The 21615-nt window shown below is 64.0% G+C and carries 16 protein-coding genes; 8 read left to right on the forward strand and 8 right to left on the reverse strand.

All coding sequences use genetic code 11. The features are described from left to right. Window positions 1-5 precede the first annotated feature (5 nt). Window positions 6-1223 carry a DegT/DnrJ/EryC1/StrS family aminotransferase gene (locus DF200_RS05440; protein ID WP_109137267.1) on the reverse strand — a complete coding sequence of 406 codons (1218 nt, stop codon included), beginning with the start codon at window positions 1221-1223 and terminating at the stop codon, window positions 6-8. A gap of 128 nt (window positions 1224-1351) precedes the next feature. Here DF200_RS05440 and DF200_RS05445 point away from each other — a divergent pair, with 128 nt between their 5' ends. Then, window positions 1352-2602 carry a carboxylate--amine ligase gene (locus DF200_RS05445; RefSeq protein WP_109137268.1) on the forward strand — a complete coding sequence of 417 codons (1251 nt, stop codon included), beginning with the start codon at window positions 1352-1354 and terminating at the stop codon, window positions 2600-2602. 61 nt (window positions 2603-2663) lie between these two features. Here the strand turns inward: DF200_RS05445 and smc are convergent, their stop codons facing one another. Together smc and DF200_RS05455 are read right to left on the reverse strand one after the other, a co-directional pair. Further along, on the reverse strand, window positions 2664-6248 hold the full coding sequence (gene smc, locus DF200_RS05450; RefSeq protein ID WP_109137269.1) for a chromosome segregation protein SMC: 3585 nt from the start codon (window positions 6246-6248) through the stop codon (window positions 2664-2666). Window positions 6249-6366: 118 nt separating this feature from the next. Beyond that, entirely contained in the window at window positions 6367-7800 is a 1434-nt protein-coding gene (locus DF200_RS05455; protein ID WP_109137270.1) for a bifunctional folylpolyglutamate synthase/dihydrofolate synthase, read from the reverse strand. Window positions 7801-8039: 239 nt separating this feature from the next. Here DF200_RS05455 and DF200_RS05460 point away from each other — a divergent pair, with 239 nt between their 5' ends. The 6 genes from DF200_RS05460 to DF200_RS05485 all read left to right on the forward strand — a co-directional run bounded on the left by DF200_RS05460 (window position 8040) and on the right by DF200_RS05485 (window position 14504). Next, window positions 8040-9653: an aminopeptidase P family protein gene (locus DF200_RS05460; protein WP_170112483.1), complete on the forward strand. Its 1614-nt coding sequence runs from the start codon at window positions 8040-8042 to the stop codon at window positions 9651-9653. Between the two features lies 1 nt (window position 9654). Beyond that, window positions 9655-10158, forward strand: a complete 504-nt coding sequence (locus tag DF200_RS05465; protein ID WP_109137271.1) for an NUDIX hydrolase — start codon at window positions 9655-9657, stop codon at window positions 10156-10158. A gap of 410 nt (window positions 10159-10568) precedes the next feature. Next, complete coding sequence (locus DF200_RS05470; protein WP_109137272.1) at window positions 10569-11609, forward strand: NAD(P)-dependent alcohol dehydrogenase; 1041 nt, start codon at window positions 10569-10571, stop codon at window positions 11607-11609. A 156-nt stretch (window positions 11610-11765) separates the two neighbouring features. Further along, the gene (locus DF200_RS05475; RefSeq protein WP_109137273.1) at window positions 11766-13082 is read left to right on the forward strand and encodes an MFS transporter; all 1317 of its coding nucleotides are present in this window, start codon (window positions 11766-11768) and stop codon (window positions 13080-13082) included. A 157-nt stretch (window positions 13083-13239) separates the two neighbouring features. Beyond that, window positions 13240-14121 (forward strand): helix-turn-helix domain-containing protein, encoded by an 882-nt coding sequence (locus tag DF200_RS05480; RefSeq protein ID WP_109137274.1) that lies wholly within the window; start codon window positions 13240-13242, stop codon window positions 14119-14121. Window positions 14122-14213: 92 nt separating this feature from the next. After that, window positions 14214-14504: a hypothetical protein gene (locus DF200_RS05485; RefSeq protein ID WP_109137275.1), complete on the forward strand. Its 291-nt coding sequence runs from the start codon at window positions 14214-14216 to the stop codon at window positions 14502-14504. A 22-nt stretch (window positions 14505-14526) separates the two neighbouring features. On the opposite strand, the gene DF200_RS05490 is transcribed toward DF200_RS05485, so the two are convergent. Next, window positions 14527-15753 (reverse strand): ROK family protein, encoded by a 1227-nt coding sequence (locus tag DF200_RS05490; protein ID WP_109137290.1) that lies wholly within the window; start codon window positions 15751-15753, stop codon window positions 14527-14529. A gap of 223 nt (window positions 15754-15976) precedes the next feature. On the opposite strand from DF200_RS05490, the gene DF200_RS05495 reads away from it, so the two are divergent. Continuing rightward, window positions 15977-17476 carry a xylulokinase gene (locus DF200_RS05495; protein ID WP_109137276.1) on the forward strand — a complete coding sequence of 500 codons (1500 nt, stop codon included), beginning with the start codon at window positions 15977-15979 and terminating at the stop codon, window positions 17474-17476. Window positions 17477-17570: 94 nt separating this feature from the next. Here the strand turns inward: DF200_RS05495 and DF200_RS05500 are convergent, their stop codons facing one another. The 4 genes from DF200_RS05500 to DF200_RS05515 all read right to left on the reverse strand — a co-directional run bounded on the left by DF200_RS05500 (window position 17571) and on the right by DF200_RS05515 (window position 21424). Then, window positions 17571-18194, reverse strand: a complete 624-nt coding sequence (locus DF200_RS05500) for a TetR/AcrR family transcriptional regulator (RefSeq protein ID WP_241520141.1) — start codon at window positions 18192-18194, stop codon at window positions 17571-17573. A 219-nt stretch (window positions 18195-18413) separates the two neighbouring features. Beyond that, window positions 18414-19244 (reverse strand): carbohydrate ABC transporter permease, encoded by an 831-nt coding sequence (locus DF200_RS05505; RefSeq protein ID WP_109137277.1) that lies wholly within the window; start codon window positions 19242-19244, stop codon window positions 18414-18416. A 1-nt stretch (window position 19245) separates the two neighbouring features. Further along, window positions 19246-20184 (reverse strand): carbohydrate ABC transporter permease, encoded by a 939-nt coding sequence (locus DF200_RS05510; RefSeq protein WP_109137292.1) that lies wholly within the window; start codon window positions 20182-20184, stop codon window positions 19246-19248. Window positions 20185-20239: 55 nt separating this feature from the next. Then, entirely contained in the window at window positions 20240-21424 is a 1185-nt protein-coding gene (locus DF200_RS05515) for an extracellular solute-binding protein (RefSeq protein WP_158275787.1), read from the reverse strand. Window positions 21425-21615 lie beyond the last annotated feature (191 nt).

Consider the following 21615-nt stretch of genomic DNA (forward strand, 5'->3'; position numbering starts at 1 on the left):
GCGCGTCACGCGGCGGCGCTGCGCACCGCGGTCACGATGCGTCCCGCCTTGTCGTCGCTGACCTCCGTGGGCAGGCTCACCGCCCCGGCGACGAGCCTGCCCGTGACCGGCACCGTCGAACGGTCCAGCACGTCAAGCCCGTAGGCCCTCTCATCGGTGACGCCGGGGAACAGCTCGGGGCGATACCAGCGTTCGGCGTATCCGCCCACGGCCCTCACCGCGGCGATGATGCGTTCCGCCTCCATGGTGTCGTGCGCGAACAGCGGGAACCGCAGCAGCGGCTGAGCCTCCCCTTCGAGGATCCGGGCGGGGATGTGAAGACCATGGCGGTCGCTCAGCCCCATGCGGTATATCTCCGTCACACGACGGCGCCCCTCCTCGTTGGCATCCAATTCGCCGATGCCCGCCACGGCGCGGCGAATCATCCACGGACTCATGCCCATGGGCTCGTAGGCAAGCTCTCCGCGTCGCTCGGACGAGGCGATCGGCGGCTCGTACAGCCCGATGTCCGTCAGCAGCGAACGCATGCGTCCGCCCAATCCACCGGGCAACCGGCCCAGTACGCGGTTCTCGTTCACATACAGCCTGGTGACCACGTCGATGCCGCGTGGAAGGGATGGCAGGAGGTCGAGATGGCGCCGGAGATGGGCGTCGAGCCGGGGATCGGTCTTCTTCAGCCTCGGATTTACCCAGATGGCGCCGCCGAACCGTGTGGGGAGGATCTTCTCCACGCCGAAGGAGTGCACGGACACATCGGCCAACGGCTCGCCGCCCGGGGTGTGGGCCATGCGAGTGACGCAATGCGCGCAATCCTCGATGACCAGGGCGCCCCGCTTAGACGCAAGGCCGGCGAGGCTCCTTGACGAATCGTCGTCGAGCAGTCCGAACGTATGCTGCAGCACGACCGCCCGAAGGGCCTGCGCGGAATCCTCCGATGCGCGACCAGCGGCGTCCACGTCGATCGACAACGTGTCGGCGTCCACGTCGACGTACCGGGGCGTGAAGCCGCAGCACACGATGGGATCGACGGCGGTGCAGCAGGTGAACAGCTGGGTCAGCACCGCCCCACGGCCATATAGCCCGTCGATGGAGCGGAACACCGTCTGCATGCCATAGCGGGCCTTGAACACGGGGAACCAGTCCCCCGCGTCCGTCCCCGTCCGTTCGGCGAGAGCGGCGCACAGCCTTGAGGCACGCTGCCGAGACGTCGGTCGATCATTCATACATCCTCTTTTCCTGACGACAACGACACCATTGTAAAATGGCCTGAGCCTCGCGGCGGGGCATCCCCTCCCGGGATGTCGCAAAACCCGCGGACGGACAGCGGAACACGACAAAGGACGTATCATCTATGGCAACCTTCCAGCCGGTAATCCTCGGCGGCGACCTCGGCGCATATGCGCTGGCCCGCGAACTCAACGACGCGTACGGCGTCAAACCTATCATGGTGACCGCATACAACCCGAACGCGATCAGGGATTCGTCGATTCTGACGCGGCACGAGTTCGCCGAGGCCAACGAGGAGCGCCCGCTGGTCGACGAACTGCTGCGGCTGGGCGAGGACCTCAGACGTCGCAATCCCCGGCGCAGACTGCTGCTGCTGGCCAACACCGACTGGCGCATCCGCGTGATGGCCACGCACCGCGAGGAGCTGGAGCGCCACTATGTGGTACCGATCCCGCCGTTGGACGTCATCGAGAAGGTGAGCGACAAACAGGAGTTCGAACGTCTGGCCACCGCACAGGGCATGCCTGTGCCGAAGTCGTTCTATGAGGACTTCTCCCATGCCGGGGACGCGGGGTGGACCCCGCAGCCGACGCCCGCGGACCTGACGTTCCCCGTGGTGGCCAAGCCCGCCGACAGCTCCGAATACGAGAACCTGGTGTTCGAGGGACGGCAGAAGGTGTACCGCATCGACACGGACGAACAGCTGACCGCGCTGTGGCGCACGCTGGCCGACGCGGGGTTCCGCGGCACGTTCGTGGCGCAGGAGCTTGTGGAGGGCGACGACACCGGGATGTATTCGGTGACCGCATACGTCGACTCCACGGGCACGGTGTCGCTGCTGTGCTCGGCCCACGTGCTGCTGGAGGAGCACCATCCCGCCACCCTGGGCAACCCATGCGCCATGATCACCGAGCCGATCGACGAGATCCTCCGGCCGGCGAAGCGGTTCCTCGAATCGCTCCCCTACCGCGGATTCGCCAACTTCGACGTCAAACGCGACCCGCGCACCGGCAGGTTCTATTTCCTTGAGGTCAACCCGCGCATCGGCAGGAACAGCTTCTATGTGGCCGGCGCCGGCATCAATCCGATGGAGGTGCTGGTCTCCGACGTGATCGACGGGCATCCGATGGCCGCACGCACGGCCGACGGCGAGGTGCTGTACTCCATCATCCCCGACCGTCTGCTGCTACGCTACGTGACGGATCCGGACCTCAAGGCGCAGGTGCGCAGGCTCCAGAAGGCCGGACGCATCAATCCGCAGCGCAATCCGAGGGACGCCGGCTTCAAACGCCGGCTTCATCTCCTCGAATCCGAGCTCAACCAGTACCGCAAGTTCGGCAGGTATTATCCCAAGCCCACCGACACCGGCTTCTAGACACGCGAACAAGGGTGCCGGGTCTGCTTTCCCAGGGGATCAGGCCCGGCACCCTTGTCGTTCAGCGCTTCGACGAACGGTCAAGCCGTTGGGAGATCACCGCGGTGACACCGTCGGCGCGCATCGTCACGCCATAGAGCGCGTCGGCGATGCTCATGGTGCGCTGCTGATGCGTGATGACAATGAGCTGGGCGTGTTCGCGCAGCCGGTCGAACGCGTCAAGCAGTCGGGTCAGGTTCACATCGTCGAGGGCGGCCTCCACCTCGTCCATCACGTAGAACGGGCTGGGACGCGCGGTGAATATGGCGAACAGGAACGCCAGGGCCGTCAGCGAGCGCTCACCTCCGGAGAGCAGGCTCAGCTGCCTCACTCGTTTGCCGGCCGGCCTTGCCTGCACGAGCACGCCGGTGGTAAGCAGATCGTCCGGGTCCTCAAGCTTCAGCGTGCCATGCCCGCCGGGGAACAGGATGGAGAACATCCGTTCGAAGGCGGTCGCCGTGTCGTCGAACGCCTTGCGGAACACGTCGACCATGGTGGAGTCGAGACGACGGACCAACGCCATCAGGTCGTCGCGGGAGGCGATGACGTCGTTGCGCTGGTCGTTGAGGTATTTGTTGCGTGCTTCCAGCGCCTCGAACTCCTCGGTGGCGAGCGGATTCACCCTGCCGAGTCTGGCGAGGTCGCGTCTGGCCCGTTCGAGTCTCGTGGCCTGCCCTTCGCGGGAATACGGTTCCGTATGGGGTTCCTCCCCGCCGTCTCCGTCGGTTCCGGCCACCGGCACCGGCTTGTCGGGACCGTATTCGTGCATGGCGTCGTCGACGCTCATCCCGAGGACATCGTCGATCTTCTGCGCCGTCTGCCGGTATTCGGCGGCGATGCGCTCCCGTTCGAGGTCGAGTTCGTGCTCACGACCACGCAGACTGGCGACGATGGGGGCGAGTTCGTCCCGCCGGGCGCGAAGGCTGACGAGCTCGTCCGCCTTGGCGTCGAGGTCCCGCTGGATCTCGTCCCGTTTGCGTTCCGCGGCGGTGATGCGTATGTCGAGCCGTGCCGCGGCGGCTCGCGCCAATGAGGCGATGGAGCCGGCGCGATCGGCCTGTTCGCGCCGTCGCCGGTTGAGTTTTTCGACGCGGTCGCGGCGCTCTGCGGCCTGCTTCGCATCGTGTCGCAGAAGGTCGGCCTGCCGCTTGTAGGACTGCACCCGATGTTCGGCCTCGGTCCATTGCAGTCTGGCGTCGGCCTCGGTACGCCGCAGTTCCGTGAGCGATGATTCGAGCTCCCGCTCGCGTTCTGCGAGTTCGTCGATGTCGGCCTGCGCGGTGTCGTGCCGCTGTTCCGCGGACAGTGACCGATGAAGCTCGTCGAGGGTGCGTCGGCGCGCCGCGACGTTTTCGGCGAGGGAATGTAGCCGGTCGCGTGTTTCGGATTGCCGGGCGGCGATGTCGTCGATGCGCCGCTGCGCCGCGTCGAGCTGCGTCTCCAACTGACTGGCCGCGATGCGTCGTTCGTTCGCCGCGGCCTGCTCGCGTTGCACACGTTCCGCCGCGGAATCGTTGACGCGTCGGGCTTCGTCCAGAAGTTCGACGAGATGCCGCCGTTCCTCCCGGAGGGATTCGGCCTGGGCGATCGTCTTGTCCCGTCGTGCGGCGAGGCTGAGGTCGCTGTGGGCCGCGGCCCCTCCACCGGTCGCTGCCACGCCGGCGGCGAAGAGCTCGCCGGTGACGGTGGCCGCCCTGCGCCATCCTGCAGCCATGGCGGCCATAGCTTCCTCGCGTGTGCGGACCGCGGCCGTGTCGATGACCAGTCGGCGTGCGGCGTCGGTGACGGCGTCGCCGACGGTTTCCGCGGGGGCGTTCGGATTGGTGTGGATCAGTTCCGCAAGGCTTCGGCCGGGTGGGTTGCCGGCCGTGTGCGGATTCCCCGCGGATGCATCCGTTGCCCGCGTCGCGTCGTCGGTGGCGTGGATGAGCACGGCACGGCCGGAGCGGTCGTGTTCGGCCGTTTCCAGGATTCGTAGCATGGTCTCGTCGTCGCGCACGACGATGGCGTCGGCGAAAGCGCCGAGCGCACGGGAGACGGCGTCCTCCCAATGCTCGTCGACATGCAGGAAGTCGACGAGACGCCCCAACGGCTTCACGGTGCCTGATGGCACGGCTTGGGATGCGCCGCGCGATTCGAGGGTGTCGGAGAGCGCGTCGGCCTTGGCCTGCAGGGAGATGATTCTGCCATCAAGCTCCCGCTTGCGCCGTTCGATGCCGTCGAGATCGGCACGGGACCGTTCCGATGCGGCCTTCGCCTCGGACAGACGGCCGTCGTCAGGCCGCCAACCATCGGACAGGGCGCGGCGCAGACGGTTTCGCGAGTCCGTGGCCTCCTCCAACCGGCGATCCGACGAGTCCAGCTGCGCGGTCAGATCGGTCTGCTGCGTCTCGATCGATTGGATGGTCGCCTCCTCGCGTGCGATGAGCTCCCGAAGACCGGAGAGACGCGCCTCCTGCCGTTGGACGCTGCTGCGGAGCTCGGCGGTTGCGGCGCGAACCGACGACAGCCTGCCTTCGGCATCGGTCCGCGCCTTCATGACCTCGTCGAACCGCGTTTTCGTCTCGTTGGCGAGGCCACGCTGCGCCTGCGCCTGACGGTCCAGTTCACTGGCCCGGGCGAGCATCGGCCCGGGGTCGTCTCCGACCGGGGCGATCTGTTCGTTCAGGGAACGCTGTCGTTCATCGGCGAGCGAGGCCAGTGAGCGCAGCCGCTCCTGGACCTGCCCCATGTCATGCCACATGGCGGTGATCCTAGCCATGGCCGGATTGGATTCGCCGGTCTGCGCCTCGATTCCTGCGATGCGCAGGCCCACATCCGCCAGCGTCTGCTGCGATCCGCGCAGTTCGCCGCGGATGCGGGTGAGCTCGTCGCGGTTGCGGATGCGCCGCGAGACCACTTGGGAGGCGTCGTCGGCGAGCAGCCTTGCCTGTGCGTCGCGCAGGGTCGCCCTGATGACGTCCGCCTTGCGTGAGATGCGGGCCTGCCGTCCCAGCGGCTTCATCTGTCGGCGGATCTCGCCGAGCAGGTCGTCGAGGCGTGCCAGGTTCGCTTCGGTGGCGGCGAGCTTGCGCAGGGCCCGCTCCTTGCGCCTGCGGTGCTTGAGGATGCCGGCGGCCTCTTCGATGAATGCACGGTGCCCGGCCGGCGTGGCGTGCAGGATCTGGTCGAGCCTGCCCTGCCCCACGATGACGTGCATCTGCGCGCCGAGGCCCGTGTCGCTGAGCAGTTCCTGGATGTCGAGCAGACGGCACGGCGCGCCGTTGATGGCGTATTCGGAGCCGCCGTTGCGGAAGATGGTGCGGGATATCGTCACTTCCGTGTAGTCGATGTCGAGCGTGCGGTCGGTGTTGTCGATGGTCAGCGACACCTGTGCGCGGCCGAGTGCCGGTCTCGATGCGCTTCCCGCGAAGATGACGTCCTCCATGGACGTTCCGCGCAGGTTCTTCGCGCCCTGTTCGCCCATGACCCAGGTCAGGGCGTCGACGATGTTGGATTTCCCCGATCCGTTGGGACCCACGACGGCGGTGATTCCCGGCTCGAACCGCAATGTGGTGGACGAGGCGAAGGATTTGAACCCCTTGAGGGTGAGTTCCTTGAGATACATGTGGTGATGCCTATGTGATGATGCGGACATCACGCATAATATGCGAATGTGCGTGTGTTACGTATGCATTCATGCGTAATGTCCGTAAGCGTGGATGGTGACGTCGCGGCCGACGCGTTCACTCCCGTTCCCCGTCGGCGCGTTCGGACTTCGGCTTGGCAAGATCCTCGTTCGGCCGTTCCTTGAGCAGGTGCCGGGCGTCGCCCGCGGTGACGAAGCTGCCGCAGACGAGCACGCCGTGACCGTAGCCGACGCCGGTCTCGTCGGCGGAGTCGACCAGGTCTACCGCGGTCTGGATGGCGTCGGGCAGGAAGTCCTTGCGGATCACGCGGTCCGGCCCGAACACGTCGACGGCGACCTTCTCCAGATCCTCGGCCGACATGACGCGACCCTTCCACGAGTTCTCGGTGACGACGATGGTGTCGAGCATGGGTTCGAGCACGCCGAGCACATCCTCCACGTCCTTGTCGGCCATCATGGAGACCACGCCGACGAGCTGCTGGAAGTCGAAGTTCTCCTCGATGGCGTCGCGCAGCGCGGTGACCGCGTTGAGGTTGTGCCCGCCGTCCACGATGATGGTCGGCGAGGTACGTACCACCTCGATGCGTCCGGGGACCTTGACGGAGCCCAGCGATTCGGCGACGACGCCGCCGTCGAGCGGCCCGTTGACGGGCACGACGACTTCGGCGGCGGCCAATGCGCTGAGCGCGTTGTGCGCCTGATGCTCGCCGAACATGGAGACGGGCACGTCCTCGTAGAGTCCGTTCGGCGTGCGCAGCGTGACGAGCTGTCCGCCGACAGCCGGCATGCGGGAGACGACCTCCATCTCCTTGCCGTCTCGCACGAGGCCCTGCGCATGCCTGTCGTGCGCCGTCTTCTCGATGATCGGCATCACGGCCTCGGCTTGCGGCTGGGGGCCGACGATCACCGTGGAGTTCGATTTGATGATTCCCGCCTTCTGCTCGGCGATCTGCTCGACGGTGTCGCCGAGCCACTGCATGTGGTCCATGTCGACCGGGCCGATGATTGCGGCGTCGCCGTCGAGCACGTTGGTGGCGTCCCACAGGCCGCCCATGCCGACCTCGACGACGGCCACGTCGACGGGGGCGTCGGCGAACGCCCAGAACGCCATGGTGGTGAGCACTTCGAAGAAACTCATCTTCGGATCGCCCACTTCGGCGGATTTGGCGTCGAGCAGGTCGATGAAATCCTTCACCTGATCCCAGATGTCGACGAATTCGTCGTCGGAGAGCTGCTGGCCGTCGATGCGGATGCGTTCGGTCACCTTCTCCACATGCGGGGAGGTGTACAGACCGGTGCGAAGACCGTAGTGGCGGCACAGGGACTCGACCATGCGGGCCGTCGACCCCTTGCCGTTGGTGCCGGTGATGTGCACCACACGGAACGATTGCTGGGGGTTGCCCAGCATGTCCATGATCGTGGCCATGCGGTCGATCTTCGGATCAAAGTCATGCTCCGGGGCACGCCCCATGATCGTGCGATACACTTCGTCGAGGGTCTTGCCCTCCCTGTTGGGATGTTCGAACGACATACTCCGCCTTCACGCCTTCCCGTATACTGCCTGCTGTCGCGCATCGAATAAAAACGCTCGTAGCATTCTAGACAACAGCTGTGACCGCCGTCCGCCTCTTCGACCTGGGCGAACGCCGCCCCTCGCCGGGACGCGGAACCGCGGATTTACGGAACAACGTCTGTCATGTTCGCGCGGATCGCGTCCGATTGCTCCTAAGATGAACGGTATCATTCGTGGTTCATCGAAAGGAGTCCAAGGTGTCGGCAGACGACGAGGCGAGGCGCCAGCAGGCGGCGAAGCGGTACGAGGCGGATGAGGAAGAGCTGACGGCGCAGGCGGTGGGCGAGCGCGTGACGAACCGCACGCTCTCCCCCAGGTCCGAATCGTTCAAGGCATTCATGACCGAAGGATGGGGCGAGGTGGACCCGGGCATCGGGCCGCTGGAATCCAGCAGGTATGTCCCGGCGCGTCTCGAAGCCCTGGGCAGGCGATTCCCCGACAGCCGCATCGTGTTGCCGGCGGGACGGCCCAAGGCCCGTAACAACGACTGCGACTACGCGTTCCGCGCCGACACCTCATTCGCCTACTATACGGGGCTGGGCGAGGATTACGAGGCAGGCGCCGTGCTCGTGCTCGACCCGGTGGCACCGGACTCCCCGGAGGCGAGGGAGGGTAAGACCCATACGGCCACGCTGTATCTGCGTCCCCGCGCCGATCAGAGCACCGAGGACTACTACCGTTCCGGCTACGGCGAATACTGGGTTGGCGCACGCCCCGGCTTGTCGGAGTTCACGACGATGACCGGATTGGACACGCGTGACATCTCGCAGCTCGACGATGCGCTGAGCAAGGACGTCGGCCCGGAGGCCGGCGCGGTGCAGCTGCGTGTGATCCGCGAGGCGGACGCCGCGGTCACCGGCGAGGTGGAGCGGATCCGCGAGCAGAACGGCTGGGATGATCCGGACCGCAACCGCGCCGCCGATGACCGTCTGCACGAGTTCGCCGCCGAGGCCCGCATGGTCAAGGACGAATACGAGGTGGGCGAGATCCGCAAGGCCGTGGCCGTCACCAGACGGGGCTTCGACCGCATGCTCGCCGCCCTGCCGCGCGCGCTCGACAGGCCGCGCGGCGAACGCATCCTCGAAGGCGCGTTCAACGCGAACGCCCGAGAGGAGGGCAACGACGAGGGATACGGGACGATCGTGGCCTCCGGCCCGCACGCCGCCACGCTGCATTGGGAGCGCAACACCGGCAGCATCGGCAGCGGCGAGCTGCTGCTCATCGACGCCGGCGTGGAGGTCAACAGCCTATACACGGCCGACATCACGCGCACCTTCCCCACCAACGGCAGGTTCACGCCGTTCCAGCGCCGGCTCTACGAGGCGGTGCTCAAGGCCCAGCAGGCCGGTTTCGACGCGGCCCGGCCGGGCGTGACCTATCATCACATCCATGATGCGGTGATGCGCTCCATCGCCGAGTCGCTGCACGAATTCGGCATTCTGCCGGTGAGCGTGGAGGAGTCGCTCTCCCCCGAGGGCCAGCAGCATCGCCGTTGGCTCGCCTGCGGCGTGGCGCATCATCTCGGCCTGGACGTGCATGACTGCGCGCAGGCGCGCTTCGAGTCGTATCAGGAGCGTCCGATCACCCCGGGCATCACGTTCACCATCGAGCCGGGCCTGTATTTCAAGGAGAACGACCTGCTGGTGCCGCCGGAGTACCGTGGCATCGGCATCCGCATCGAGGACGACGTGCTCATGACCGAGGACGGCCCCGAATGGATCAGCCGCGACATTCCGAAGCGGCCCGACGATGTGGAGGCGTGGATGGCCGCCCAGGCCTCCATCGGCGAGGCCCCCAGGAAGGACAAGTGACATGGCGACCCCGGAATTCATACTGGACCTGAGGAGGAGGATCGGCCATGACCCGCTGTGGCTCATCGGCGTCTCCGCCTATGTGGAGGACTCCGATGGGCGGGTGCTGCTCGGCCGCCGCGCCGACACCGGTGAGTGGGCGATGGTCTACGGCATCAACGAGCCCGGCGAGGAGCCCGCGGTCACGGTGGTGCGCGAGGTGAAGGAGGAGACCGGCGTGGACTGCGTTCCCACGGAGCTGGTCTCGGTCAAATCCTCCACCCGCCTGATCACATACGCGAACGGCGACCAGGCCATGTACATGGACCATCTGTTCCTCTGCACGACGAAGAACGGCGGCGAGGTGGAACCGTTCGTCGGAGACGACGAAAGCCTTGAGGTCGGCTGGTTCCCCCTCGACGACCTGCCCGAGCCGTTGGCGAAGACCACGGTGGAGCGCATGGGCTATGTCCGCGAGTTCAGGCGGCGCGGCGACCATAGGGCGCTGTTCTCCGTCGAGGGGTAGCCTCATTCAGCGGAATCGCATCGATGTCCCTTTGTCCCACATACAGGGACAAAGGGACATATTGTTCCCCCAATATCGCTTGCATTGATACAATTTTGCCTTTCTTAACATAAAAAGATACTATCTTTGCATCATATTCCGCATCGTGCGCACACCACGAAACTCAGCCCACATTCGCTATATCAAGCCATATCTCATAGCACATATTCAGCACATCACACAACGATGTCGAATGTTACCTACACCACATCGTTGACCCTGGTTATAATCAGGATGCAAAATAAATATCATTTCTCGTTATCAATGCCCGCTACATGACGCATTTTCCCAGCCTACGATATTGACAACGCCAACGACGGCGCGCCGATCCTCGAAGTAGAGGAACGGCCTATCAGCAAACAGGAGGCATCATGAAGGCAGTGGTTCTCGAACATCAGGGCCTGATCAACATCCGCGAGGTTCCGGACGTCCCCGCGCCGGGACCGGGAGAGCTGCGCATCGCCCCGCACACCGTGGGCATCTGCGGCTCCGACGTGCACTACTACACGCACGGACGCATCGGACAGTTCGTCGTCAAGGCGCCGATGATCCTCGGCCACGAGGCGGCCGGCACCGTGCTTGAGGTCGGCCCCGGGGTCACCGATTTCAAGCCGGGCGACCGCGTGGCCATGGAACCGGGCATCCCCGACATGACCTCCCGCGCCAGCCGCATGGGCATGTACAACGTCGATCCCGCCGTGCGCTTCTTCGCCACCCCGCCGGTGGACGGATGCCTGTGCGAGCAGGTCATCCATCCCGCCGCGTTCACCTACAAGCTGCCCGACTCCATGAGCTTCGGCGAGGGCGCGCTGCTCGAACCGCTGTCGGTGGGCATGCATTCGGCGACCAAGGCCGGCATCAAGCCCGGCGACATCGCCGTCGTGGCCGGATCGGGCACGGTCGGCATCCTCACCGCGGCCTCCGCCCTTGCCGCGGGTGCGGCGAAGGTGTATGTCTCCGACGTCTCCGACGTCAAGCTCGACATCGTCTCGCAGATCCCCGGCGTCGTCCCGGTCGATCTCAAGAAGGAGGACCTCGTCGAAAAGGTCAAGGACGAGACCGGTGGCTGGGGTGCGGACGTTGTGTTCGAATGCTCCGGCGCCGAGAAGTCGTTCGAGACGATCCTTGAGGTCGGCGCCCCCGGCAACACCACCGTGTTCGTGGGCATGCCCGTCGACAAGGTGCCGTTCGACGTGGTCGCCGCGCAGGCCCGGGAGACCACCATCATGACGATCTTCCGCTACCGCAACGTCTACCAGAAGGCCATCGATCTGGTGGCGGCCGGCAAGCTCGACCTCAAGCCGTTCATCACGAAGACCTACGCCATGGACGACTCCATCGCCGCGTTCAAGCGCGTCGAGGAGGTCCATCCCGAGGACGTCAAGATCCAGATCACCGTCGACCAGCAGTAGTCTCCATCGACGATTCCTTCTCCTTCCTTTCCATCGACGTCCGCCGGCCGTCCCACAGGACACGGGCCGGTAACCCGATCGCGACCCATGGGCCAGCCATGCGCCGCGGGCCGGCGGACGTCGGATTACCATTACATTCTTTCCAAGGGGTCACTTATGCTGTTCGGCGTCAACAAGAAACTCATCGCCGGTTACATCGCCATCGCCATCTTCATGACGGGCGACGGCTTCGAACTCACCTTCCTCTCCCGCTTCATGGTCGACCAGGGGTTCTCGGCCGTCCAGGCCTCCATGATGCCCACCATCTACGGTCTTGTGGGCGCATTCGCCGCATGGGCGTCCGGAGTGGTCTCCGAACTGTGCGGCACCAAGCGCGTCATGATCTTCGGCGGCGTCTCCTGGGTCGTGCTGCAGGTCATCCTGCTCGGCGCGGCCATCCCCTCCGGCTCATATCCGTTCATCCTCACCGTGTACGCCATCCGAGGCATCGGATACCCGCTGCTCATGTACTCGTTCCTGGTGATGATCACCGAGGTCACCGACAAACGCCATCTCGCCTCCGCCGTCGGCCTGTTCTGGGCCGCATTCGAAATCGGCATCGGCGTGCTCGGCACCTACGTGCCCAGCGCGGTGATCCGCGCATTCGGCGAATACACCACGCTATGGGTGGCCGTGCCGTTCGCCGTGATCGGCACGCTCGTGGTCGTCTTCTGCCTGAAGCCGACCAGTGACGCCAAGGGCGCCGGTATGACCGGCAGGGAGGTCGGCCGCGAGCTCGCCCGAGGCGTGACCGTGATCTTCCAAGACCATCAGGTGTTCCTCGCCGTCTGCGCCCGCGCCATCTGCAATTTCTCGCTGTATGGCCTGCCCGTCATCATGCCGCTGTATCTCGCCAGCCACACGAACGGCGGCGGCGCATGGTTCGAGGTGACCGACTGGATGGTCATCTGGGGCACCATGAACGTCATCACCGTGTTCACCAACGTGATGTGGGGACGCATCGGAGACAAGCACGGCTGGATCCGCCAGATGCGCTGGTTCGGCGCCGGCCTGTGCGCGCTCGGCACCCTGTGGTTCTACTATGTGCCGCAGTTCTTCGGCAAGAGCTGGCCACTGATGATCGTCGGCGCCGTGATTCTCGCCTTCGGATTCACCGCGTTCGTGCCCATGGCCGCGATCTTCCCGGCCCTCATCCCCGACCACCCGGGCGCGGCCGTCTCGGCGAACAACCTCGCCAGCGGCCTGTCCACCTTCGGCGGCCCGCTGATCGCCACCCTGCTCATCCCGGTCGTCGGATTCGGCGGCGTATGCTGGGCGTACGCGATCTTCTACATCATCGGTTCGCTGCTCACCTGGTTCATCCATCCCAAGCAGCCCGGCTTCGACCTCAACGGCAAGCGCCTGCCCGAGGAGGAGCGCCGCAGGGAACTGGAGCTGGAGTCCGCCGCGTTCACGGCGGTGCAGCCCGCCTGAGGCGTCGGCGCGCAGGGCCCGTCGAACCGTCACGACACCGGACGGCGGGCCCTGCGCCATGTCATACGCGAATGGGGTATGGTAAGACGGGATTCCCGGGTGCCTCCGGGGCGGCGGGAACGATTCGGGCCTGTGATATGGGCGTAAGGGGTGGGACATGGCATCGTCGATGAGCGGCAACGGGCAGCTTGAGGTCATCGTGCCCGACTACAACACGTCGATCCGATGGGTCGAACACGGATACCCCTGCAATCTGGCCAAATGGCATTACCATCCCGAAATCGAGTTCCATCTCATCCGCCGATCCACCGGCTTCATGATGGTGGGAGACGGACTCATACCGTTCGAGCCGGGGCAGGTCACGCTAATCGGCAGCAACGTGCCCCACCACTGGATCTCCGACATCGGCGCCGACGAGGTGCTGGAGAAACGCGACGTCGCCTGCCAGATCCGTCCGAACAAGCTCGCCTCCCTGGTGCGTCTGTTCCCCGAGGCCGCCCCCATACACAACGTACTGGAACGCTCCCGGCACGGCATCCTGCTCATGGGCGGGTCGGCGGCCCGCGCCGCGGAGCTGCTGGAATCGTCCAGAGACCATTCGTCATACCAACGGCTCATCGACGTGCTGTCGCTGCTGCAGGTGTTCGCATTGGCCCCGGACGATGAATGGGAGACCATCGTCACCCCGTCGTTCACGCCGGACACCGGATCCGACGTCTCGGAACGCATCAACGCCACGCTCGCCTACATCAACGCCAATCTCGGCGGCGACATCTCGCTGGACGACATCGCGAACCGCGTGGCCATGAACCCGGCGGCGTTCTCCCGCTTCTTCCATCAGGCGACCGGCATCAACTTCTCCGAACTGGTGTCCCGTCTGCGCATATCGCACGCCTGCAAGCTGCTGGTGACCACGAACCTGCCCATCAGCCGCATCCGCATAGACAGCGGCTACCGCAACGCCTCGAACTTCAACCGACGGTTCCTTGAGGAGATCGGCATGACGCCGTCCGCATACCGCGGGTCCTATGGCAAATGACCGATACCAGAACGGATTTCCATGCCGGACCTTCAGTCGAATCCCCACGTCGCATCCCCGCTTAGGTCGGGGGCGGGAGGACAATGGAACGCATGTCCTATGCAATCATCGCCATTCTGGTCGTCGCCGCGTTCCTCATCGGCGTGCTGCTCGTCTCGCTGCCTCGTTCGGCGCGTCTGATGAACCGCGCCCAGCTCATCGTCATGCTGCTGCTGACTATCCTGCTCATCGGCGTGCTGGCCGCCACATACATGCTCCGCAGCGAACCGGCGTCGTGGGCCGTCATCGTCTCCGCGTTCGCCGGCAGCATCGTCGGCCGCATACGCGCGGTCAACGAATCCGTCGTCGGGCACGACCCCTGGGACCTGTTCGAGCTGCGCTGACGCAACGGCCCCTACCCGGCCTTCAGACCTCCAGATAACGGGCGGGATGCTCGATGAACCGGCGGAGCCCATGGCATGCCGCCCCGTACAGCGCGGGACGGTCCGCCGTCCCGCAGTCGAGGACGCGGACGTTCAGCGCGTACCGGGCCAGTATCTGCGGGGCGATGCGCAGCCGGAGCTTCGCCGCCAGGTCCCCTTCGAACGTGGACCAGAATCCGCCGAGCACGATGGTGCTCACGTCCATCAGGTTGATGACCGACACCGCCACCGACGCCATGGCGTCCAATGCCTGCTCGATGGCGTGCACGGCCTGTACATCACCCTCCCGCCACCGTCTGCGGAGCACGTCCACGTATTCGGCCTTCGCGGCATCGCTTCCGTCCGCCACGCCGGCCGCGCGCACGAGCTCGCGCCTGCCCGCGTACATCTCCAGGCATCCGCGCCGGCCGCAGCGGCATCGAGGCCCGTTCATGTCCACGGATACGTGGCCGAGCTCGCCGCCGAACCCGTGGTCGCCGCGCAGCACGTTTCCCGCGCGCACGATGGCGCCGCCGACGCCGACGTCCGTGGACACGTAGAGGAAGGAGTCGTCCGGACCGAGCTGCGACTCCGACTGGGCGCGGCGCACGGCGTATCCCGGCACCTGTGCGATGGCGGCGAGGCTCGCCTCGTTCTCGACGGCCACGTCAAGGCGACGGATGACGTCGAACCGGTCGAGATCGAGATTCGACCATCCGAGATTCGGCGCCATGATGAGGTTCCGTCCCGAGGCCACCAGACCGGGGAGGGCCAGTCCCGAGCCGACGATCCGGTACTGGCGGCGTTTCAGCCTAGCCTCCATGGAGGAGACCAATCCGTCGAGTCGCGTGAAGACAGCTTCGGGATCCGTGTCCGTCATGTCGCGGTCCACCCATTCCCTCGCCACGGTCCTGCCGGCGATGTCAAGCACCATGCATCCGTATCCGTCGGTGTTGACCTGCATGCCGAGTCCCGCCCACCGTCCGGAGCGGAACCCCAACGGCGTGCTCGGGCGCCCGTTCGACGACTCCTGCTGGGGGCTCAGCTGCTCGACGACGCCGTTGCTCAGCAGGATCTCGGCGAGCAGCGACATGGTCGCCTTGGTCAGCCCCGTCTCCTTGGCCAGCTGGGCGCGCGACAACGGCGAGGCCGACTGCAGCAGCGTCGAGAGCACCACGGACAGGTTATGGTTGCGCAGATCGTCCTGATTGATGCTGCGGGCACGTGGCATGATCATCCACCTTCAGATTTGGGAATCGCAATGAACTAATTATCATCAATCAGAATACAGTAGGAACAAGCCGCATGCACCTACCCCGTGACGAGAAATGATATATTTTTAACCCTTTTAGTTTTTCCATCTAATAAATAAGTATACTGAAAGACGATGGAGCGACAATGTGGTTCCCATCCGGGTCCTTCCGTCAGTCTTCCCACATATAAGGAGTGTTCTCATGGTCGATCGAATTCTCGTTGCCGGCGTGGATACGTCCACGCAGTCATGCAAGGTGCGCGTCACGGACGCGGCAACCGGCGAACTCGTACGTTTCGGACAGGCGAAGCATCCCGAAGGCACGAGCGTGGATCCCGAAGCCTGGTGGAAGGCGTTCCTTGAGGCGTCCGAGCAGGCGGGCGGACTCGACGACGTGTCCGCCATCGCGGTCGGCGGCCAACAGCACGGCATGGTGCTGCTCGACGAGCACGGTGCCGTGATCCGCGACGCTCTGCTATGGAACGACACGCGCAGCGCCCCGCAGGCGGATCAGCTCATCGACATGCTCGGCGAGGCACCGGCCGCGGAGGGCGAGGGCGACGACCCCCATGAGCGTGGCATTCGACGTTGGGTCGAGGCCGTGGGCTCCTCCCCCGTCGCCTCGTACACGCTCACCAAGATCATGTGGGTGGCGCAGAACGAACCCGACAACGCGGCCCGCATCGCCGCCGTATGCCTGCCACACGACTGGCTCAGCTGGCGCATCGCCGGGTTCGGACCGGTCGAGGACGGCGAGGACGCCCATCTCGACGCCCTGTTCACCGACCGCTCCGACGCCTCCGGCACCAGCTACTATGACGCCGCCCACGACGCCTACCGCCCCGACCTCATCGACATGGCACTCGGGCGCCACGACATCATCCTGCCCGTCGTGCTCGGCCCCGACGTCGCCGCCCCGGTGAAGGCCGATCACGCCATCGCCGGCAGGAACGTGCCCGGCGGATGCCTCATCGGCCCCGGCGGCGGGGACAACGCCATGGCGTCCTTCGGACTCGGAATGGCGGTCGGCGACGTGTCGGTGTCGTTGGGAACGTCGGGCGTGGCGGCGGCCATCGCCGAGAACCCGGTGTATGACCTCACGGGAGCCATCAGCGGCTTCGCCGACTGCACGGGACACTTCCTGCCCCTGGCCTGCACCATCAACGGCAGCCGCATCCTCGACGCCGGACGCCATGCGCTCGGCGTGGACTACGACGAGCTGGCGAGGTTGGCGTTCGCCGCGCGCCCCGGTGCCGACGGCATCACCCTCATCCCCTACTTCGACGGCGAGCGCACGCCGAACCGTCCGAACGACAAGGCCCGCATCGAAGGGTTGACGTTGGCGAACACCACGAAGGAGAACCTCGCCCGCGCGTTCGTGGAGTCCCTGCTGTGCTCGCAGCGCGACTGCATCGAGCTGGTGCGTGCGCTCGGCGCCCGCATCGACCGCATTCTGCTCATCGGCGGGGGCGCGAGGTCCGAGGCGATACGTCGTCTCGCCCCCGCGGTCTTCGGCATGGACGTGACCCTGCCCGCCACCGACGAGTATGTGGCCATCGGCGCCGCCCGACAGGCCGCCTGGGTGCTCGCCGCACGCGACGGCGCCACGGAGCCTCCGGCATGGGAAATCTCCATCGACGGCACGGAATCGGCCGACCCCACCCCCGAGGTCTACGAGGCCTACGCCCGTCGTCGCGGGTGAGGCGTTCACCCCTTCTTGAGATGAAGAGCGGCGGGACCATCATATGAAACGATTGGTCCCGCCGCTCTTCATGTTGCATGACGGCCCAGGAAGGTTATGTTTCGGGAATCAGACGGTCGATAATGCGCATCCATTCCCGGACAAAATCCACTCCGTCCAGATTATGCAGCCATCGCAGCTGTAATCCGTCCATGGCACCTAGCACCTCGACGGCCATGCTCTTGGGATCGTCCACGCCATCGCGTTCCGCAGCCTTCGCATATTCGTCAAGGACGCGCCGCTCCCGGTCGAGGAAATATTCGTATGCAGGATGCTCGGGAGCCAGGGCCTCCGCCTGCAGTACCGAATACAACCTCACGAATTCCGACCTCGTCTTATTGACCTGTACGTTTGCGATGGTCAGGTCGCGCAGACCGACCGGGAAGACGTTTGCTATTCCGTCATCCACCTTGTCCGGAGGAAGTCCCAGCTTCACGGCCATCCCTTGACGGGTAATCGAATCATGGTGGTCGATGACCGAAATCAGCAGGTTCTCCTTGTTGCCGAAATAATACAGGACGCCCGCTTCGGTTATCCCCTCCGCCTCGGCTACCTCCCTGATGGTGGCACCCCAATACCCGTATTTCGCCACCAGCGACATGGCGGTGTCAAGAATGCTGTTCCTTCTGTCCGCCGCCCGCATCTTGACGCTCGGCGACATTCGTGTACCGCGTGGCATGGTTTCCTTCTTCTCATATGTTCCGGTTGCAAAACAACATCATTCAAGAATATGCCGTCATTACATATGACAACGAGAAATTCGGCATTTTTTCAGCTTACCCCACTCCAGCCCCCCGGAACGAAACGAATCCCGACGCCGGAAGACCGGCGCCGGGATTCGCCCATTCCTTTGAGGTCCCCGCATGGTGGTAAGTCACACGGGAAGCATGGTTATCTGTTATTTGCCGAAACCCGCGGTGAGGCCCGCCACCATCTGACGGCGTCCGATGATGTATGCAGCGAGTATCGGCAACACCGATATGACGACCGCGGCGAGTATGCCTGGGACATCGACGGTGAATTGTCCCTGGAACAGCCACAGAGATAGTGGAATCACACGGTTCTCGGTGCTTTGCGTGAGAATCAGCGGGAACAGGAACCCATTCCACACATTGAGCGCATCATAGATGGCGACCGTGATGACAGCCGGCTTGACCATGGGCAGCGCAAGCTGGATCATGGTCTTGAACTCGGAAGCTCCGTCCACCGCCATGGCCTCGAACAGGGATTGGGGCACGTCGCGAAGGAAATTCGTCAGAATCAGGATGGTGATGGGAATGGCGAACGCCGCAGACGGAAGAATCAACGCCCAGAGGGTGTCGTACAGGCCGATCTTGATGATCAGGTAGTAGACGGGGATGATCGTCGCCTGCATGGGGATGGCCAATCCGGAGATGAATATCTTATACAACCTCCGCGTGCCAACGTCCGTGCGCCGGACGATCACGTAGGCGGCAGGTATGCAGACGAGCAAGATGACCAGTACCGTGACGAAGGTGACGATCACCGAGTTCTTGACGTACATGAGGAAGTCGTTGGCAAACACACGTTCGTATGCCGACAATGTGGGATGTTCGGGGAACGACAACGGATTGTCCGCGTATACGGCATTGGATTCGCGAAGTGACGTGACGACGATGTAGTAAATCGGCACGATGGTGACGAGCAGCCATATCCAGCCCAGAGCCCCTGCGATGATGTTGTATTCTCTGCCCTTGATACGGATCATGTCACACCCCTTCCATCTGGCTTTCCATCTTGTCCGCTCCCGACAGCCTGTTGAGCAGTAACGATATGACGATGCCCATGGCGAGAATCAGCACACCGATAACACTCGCACCACCCATGTCATAGCTTTTGAATCCCTTGATGTACATGTCGAGGGGCATAAGCCGCGTCGCATTGCCCGGCCCTCCCGCAGTCATGACGTAGACCAGATCAAAGTAGGTCAATGAACCTACAATCATCAGCGTGGAATCCGTGGCGAACGTGTACTTGAGTTGCGGCAGGGTTATGGAGAAGAACTGCCGTACGGTGCCTGCCCCGTCGATGCGCGCCGCTTCGTACAGACTGGCGGGGATCTGCCGCACAGCCCCTTGGTAGAGCAGGGAATGCAACGGTACGAAGCACCAGGAGACCACGAGGATCAGCGTCCACAGGGCCGTCTTCGGATCCCCCAGGAAGTTCTGTTCCAGCCATTTCCATCCGAACGCCTTGCCGATGCCGAACTGCGGGTCGAGGATGTTCTTGAAAGCGATGGCGACCGCCGTGGAGGAGAACAGCAGCGGGAGGAAGAAGAACACAGCCAGAAAGGCACGGTACTTCTGTTTGCCCGCCATGAAGACGCCTAGGAGAATGGAAACAGGGGTCTGGACGGCCCAGCAGGCTATGGTCAGGATGAGGGTAAGCTTCAGACCATTGAGCGTCAATGGATCGCCGAGCATCTCCTTCCAGTTGCCCAAGCCGTTCCATGTGACCGCGCCAAGTCCATCCCAGTTCATGAACGAGAGCACGACCACGCCAATCAACGGAATGAGGGCGAACACCCCGAACAAAACCATTGCCGGTGCCGCATACCACAGAGAGGGGCCTTTATGAAGGGATTCCCTGCCGCCCCCGTCGTGGAGGCCGCGTCTGCGCCCTCCGGTCTTCTTTGCTTTTTCCGTCATCACCATTCTCCTTTAGACGCCTTTGTCCTTTTACCGTCAAGCAGCCGAACCGGAGCTACTCAAGGGTCTTGTTCATGTTGTCCACGAACTGCTGCGGAGTGATCTGCAGCAGGAACACCTGTTCAAGATTGTTCAGCATCGTCTCTGCCTGATCGGATGGCAGCGCCTGATCCCAGGACAGCTGGTAGGCCGGAGCCTCGGAGGCCGCCTCATAGATGAACGAGTAGAAGCCGGATTTTGTGTCGTTCTTCTTGACGGTGTCCTCGACGTTCTTGACCGGGGGGACCGAGCCGGTCTCCAACATGGAAGTGACCATGGAATCCGAATAGGTGTTGTTCTTCAGGAAGTCGATGGCGTTCTTCTGCTGGCTCTCACTCGCCTTCGAGGAGATCGAGAAGTAGTTGGAGAGGTTCCCCGTAAGATCCTTCGGATCGCCCTTGCCTCCCTTGACGGAGGGGAATGCCGAGAAGGAAAGCGTATTCTCCGCGAAATCCTTGTTCAACGCCACGAAGTCCGGATAGGCCCAGGAACCCTGCATCTCCATCGCCGAGCTGTCGTTGACGAGCAGGGCCACATCCTTGCGGTCATCCGCCGTCAGGGACTGGTATGTGTTGCCGAAGGCACCTGCCTTGACGAGGTCCTGGATCTTGGTCATGGCCTCGACGACGGCCGGATCGTCCCAGGATCCCTTTTCACCGTTCTCTATCTTCTGGAAGACCTCGGGCCCTCCGATGCGGTCGACCAGATAGGCGGCCCACATCAGATACGGCCATTTGCTGCCTCCCGCCAAGGTAATCGGGGTCTTACCTGTGGCCTTGACTTTCTCAACCGCGGCAAGCAGTTCGTCCCACGTCTGAGGCTCCTTGGAGACACCGGCCTCCTTGAGCACCTTGGTGTTGAAGAACAGCACGGCCGGTTGCACACCGTTAAATGAGGTACCATACAGCTTGCCGTCCACGTAACCGCCTTCGGCCACGGAATCAAGAACCGTCTCGTCGACGGTGTCCTTGAGATCGTCGGTCAAATCGACGATCGAACCCTGGTCCGCGTAATCCTTGAGCGAAGCTCCGCCCCAGCTCATAATCATCGTCGGCGCGTTGCCGGAACCGATGGCCGTGCGGATTTTCTCCTTGTAGGCATCATTGGCAAAGGTCTCGGAGGATATCTTCTTGTCCGGATTATCCTTGTTCCACCGCTCTATGGCGTCCCGGACCGGCTTGGTGTTGTTGTCGTTGAACACCCACAGGGTGGCATCGCCCGACGAGGAAGCCCCCCCCCCGGAGTGGATCCGCATGCACCCAACGGGACAAGCATGGCCAACGAGGCGGTAACCGCCAATGCCTTCGTTACTGATTTCATAATGAACACTCCTCACTGAGTCGCTCATATCCCGCTGCACCTCGACCGGGCTTGACGGGATTTATTGTGACA

Source organism: Bifidobacterium catulorum, from assembly GCF_003129925.1.
GTDB classification, from domain to species: domain Bacteria; phylum Actinomycetota; class Actinomycetes; order Actinomycetales; family Bifidobacteriaceae; genus Galliscardovia; species Galliscardovia catulorum.

Coding starts and splice junctions, on each gene's coding strand:
- DF200_RS05440 (WP_109137267.1), bottom strand. CDS start 1,223: ATGAATGATCGACCGACGTCTCGGCAGCGTGCCTCAAGGCTGTGCGCC.
- DF200_RS05445 (WP_109137268.1), top strand. CDS start 1,352: ATGGCAACCTTCCAGCCGGTAATCCTCGGCGGCGACCTCGGCGCATAT.
- smc (WP_109137269.1), bottom strand. CDS start 6,248: ATGTATCTCAAGGAACTCACCCTCAAGGGGTTCAAATCCTTCGCCTCG.
- DF200_RS05455 (WP_109137270.1), bottom strand. CDS start 7,800: ATGTCGTTCGAACATCCCAACAGGGAGGGCAAGACCCTCGACGAAGTG.
- DF200_RS05465 (WP_109137271.1), top strand. CDS start 9,655: ATGGCGACCCCGGAATTCATACTGGACCTGAGGAGGAGGATCGGCCAT.
- DF200_RS05470 (WP_109137272.1), top strand. CDS start 10,569: ATGAAGGCAGTGGTTCTCGAACATCAGGGCCTGATCAACATCCGCGAG.
- DF200_RS05475 (WP_109137273.1), top strand. CDS start 11,766: ATGCTGTTCGGCGTCAACAAGAAACTCATCGCCGGTTACATCGCCATC.
- DF200_RS05480 (WP_109137274.1), top strand. CDS start 13,240: ATGGCATCGTCGATGAGCGGCAACGGGCAGCTTGAGGTCATCGTGCCC.
- DF200_RS05485 (WP_109137275.1), top strand. CDS start 14,214: ATGTCCTATGCAATCATCGCCATTCTGGTCGTCGCCGCGTTCCTCATC.
- DF200_RS05490 (WP_109137290.1), bottom strand. CDS start 15,753: ATGCCACGTGCCCGCAGCATCAATCAGGACGATCTGCGCAACCATAAC.
- DF200_RS05495 (WP_109137276.1), top strand. CDS start 15,977: ATGGTCGATCGAATTCTCGTTGCCGGCGTGGATACGTCCACGCAGTCA.
- DF200_RS05500 (WP_241520141.1), bottom strand. CDS start 18,194: ATGCCACGCGGTACACGAATGTCGCCGAGCGTCAAGATGCGGGCGGCG.
- DF200_RS05505 (WP_109137277.1), bottom strand. CDS start 19,244: ATGATCCGTATCAAGGGCAGAGAATACAACATCATCGCAGGGGCTCTG.
- DF200_RS05510 (WP_109137292.1), bottom strand. CDS start 20,184: ATGACGGAAAAAGCAAAGAAGACCGGAGGGCGCAGACGCGGCCTCCAC.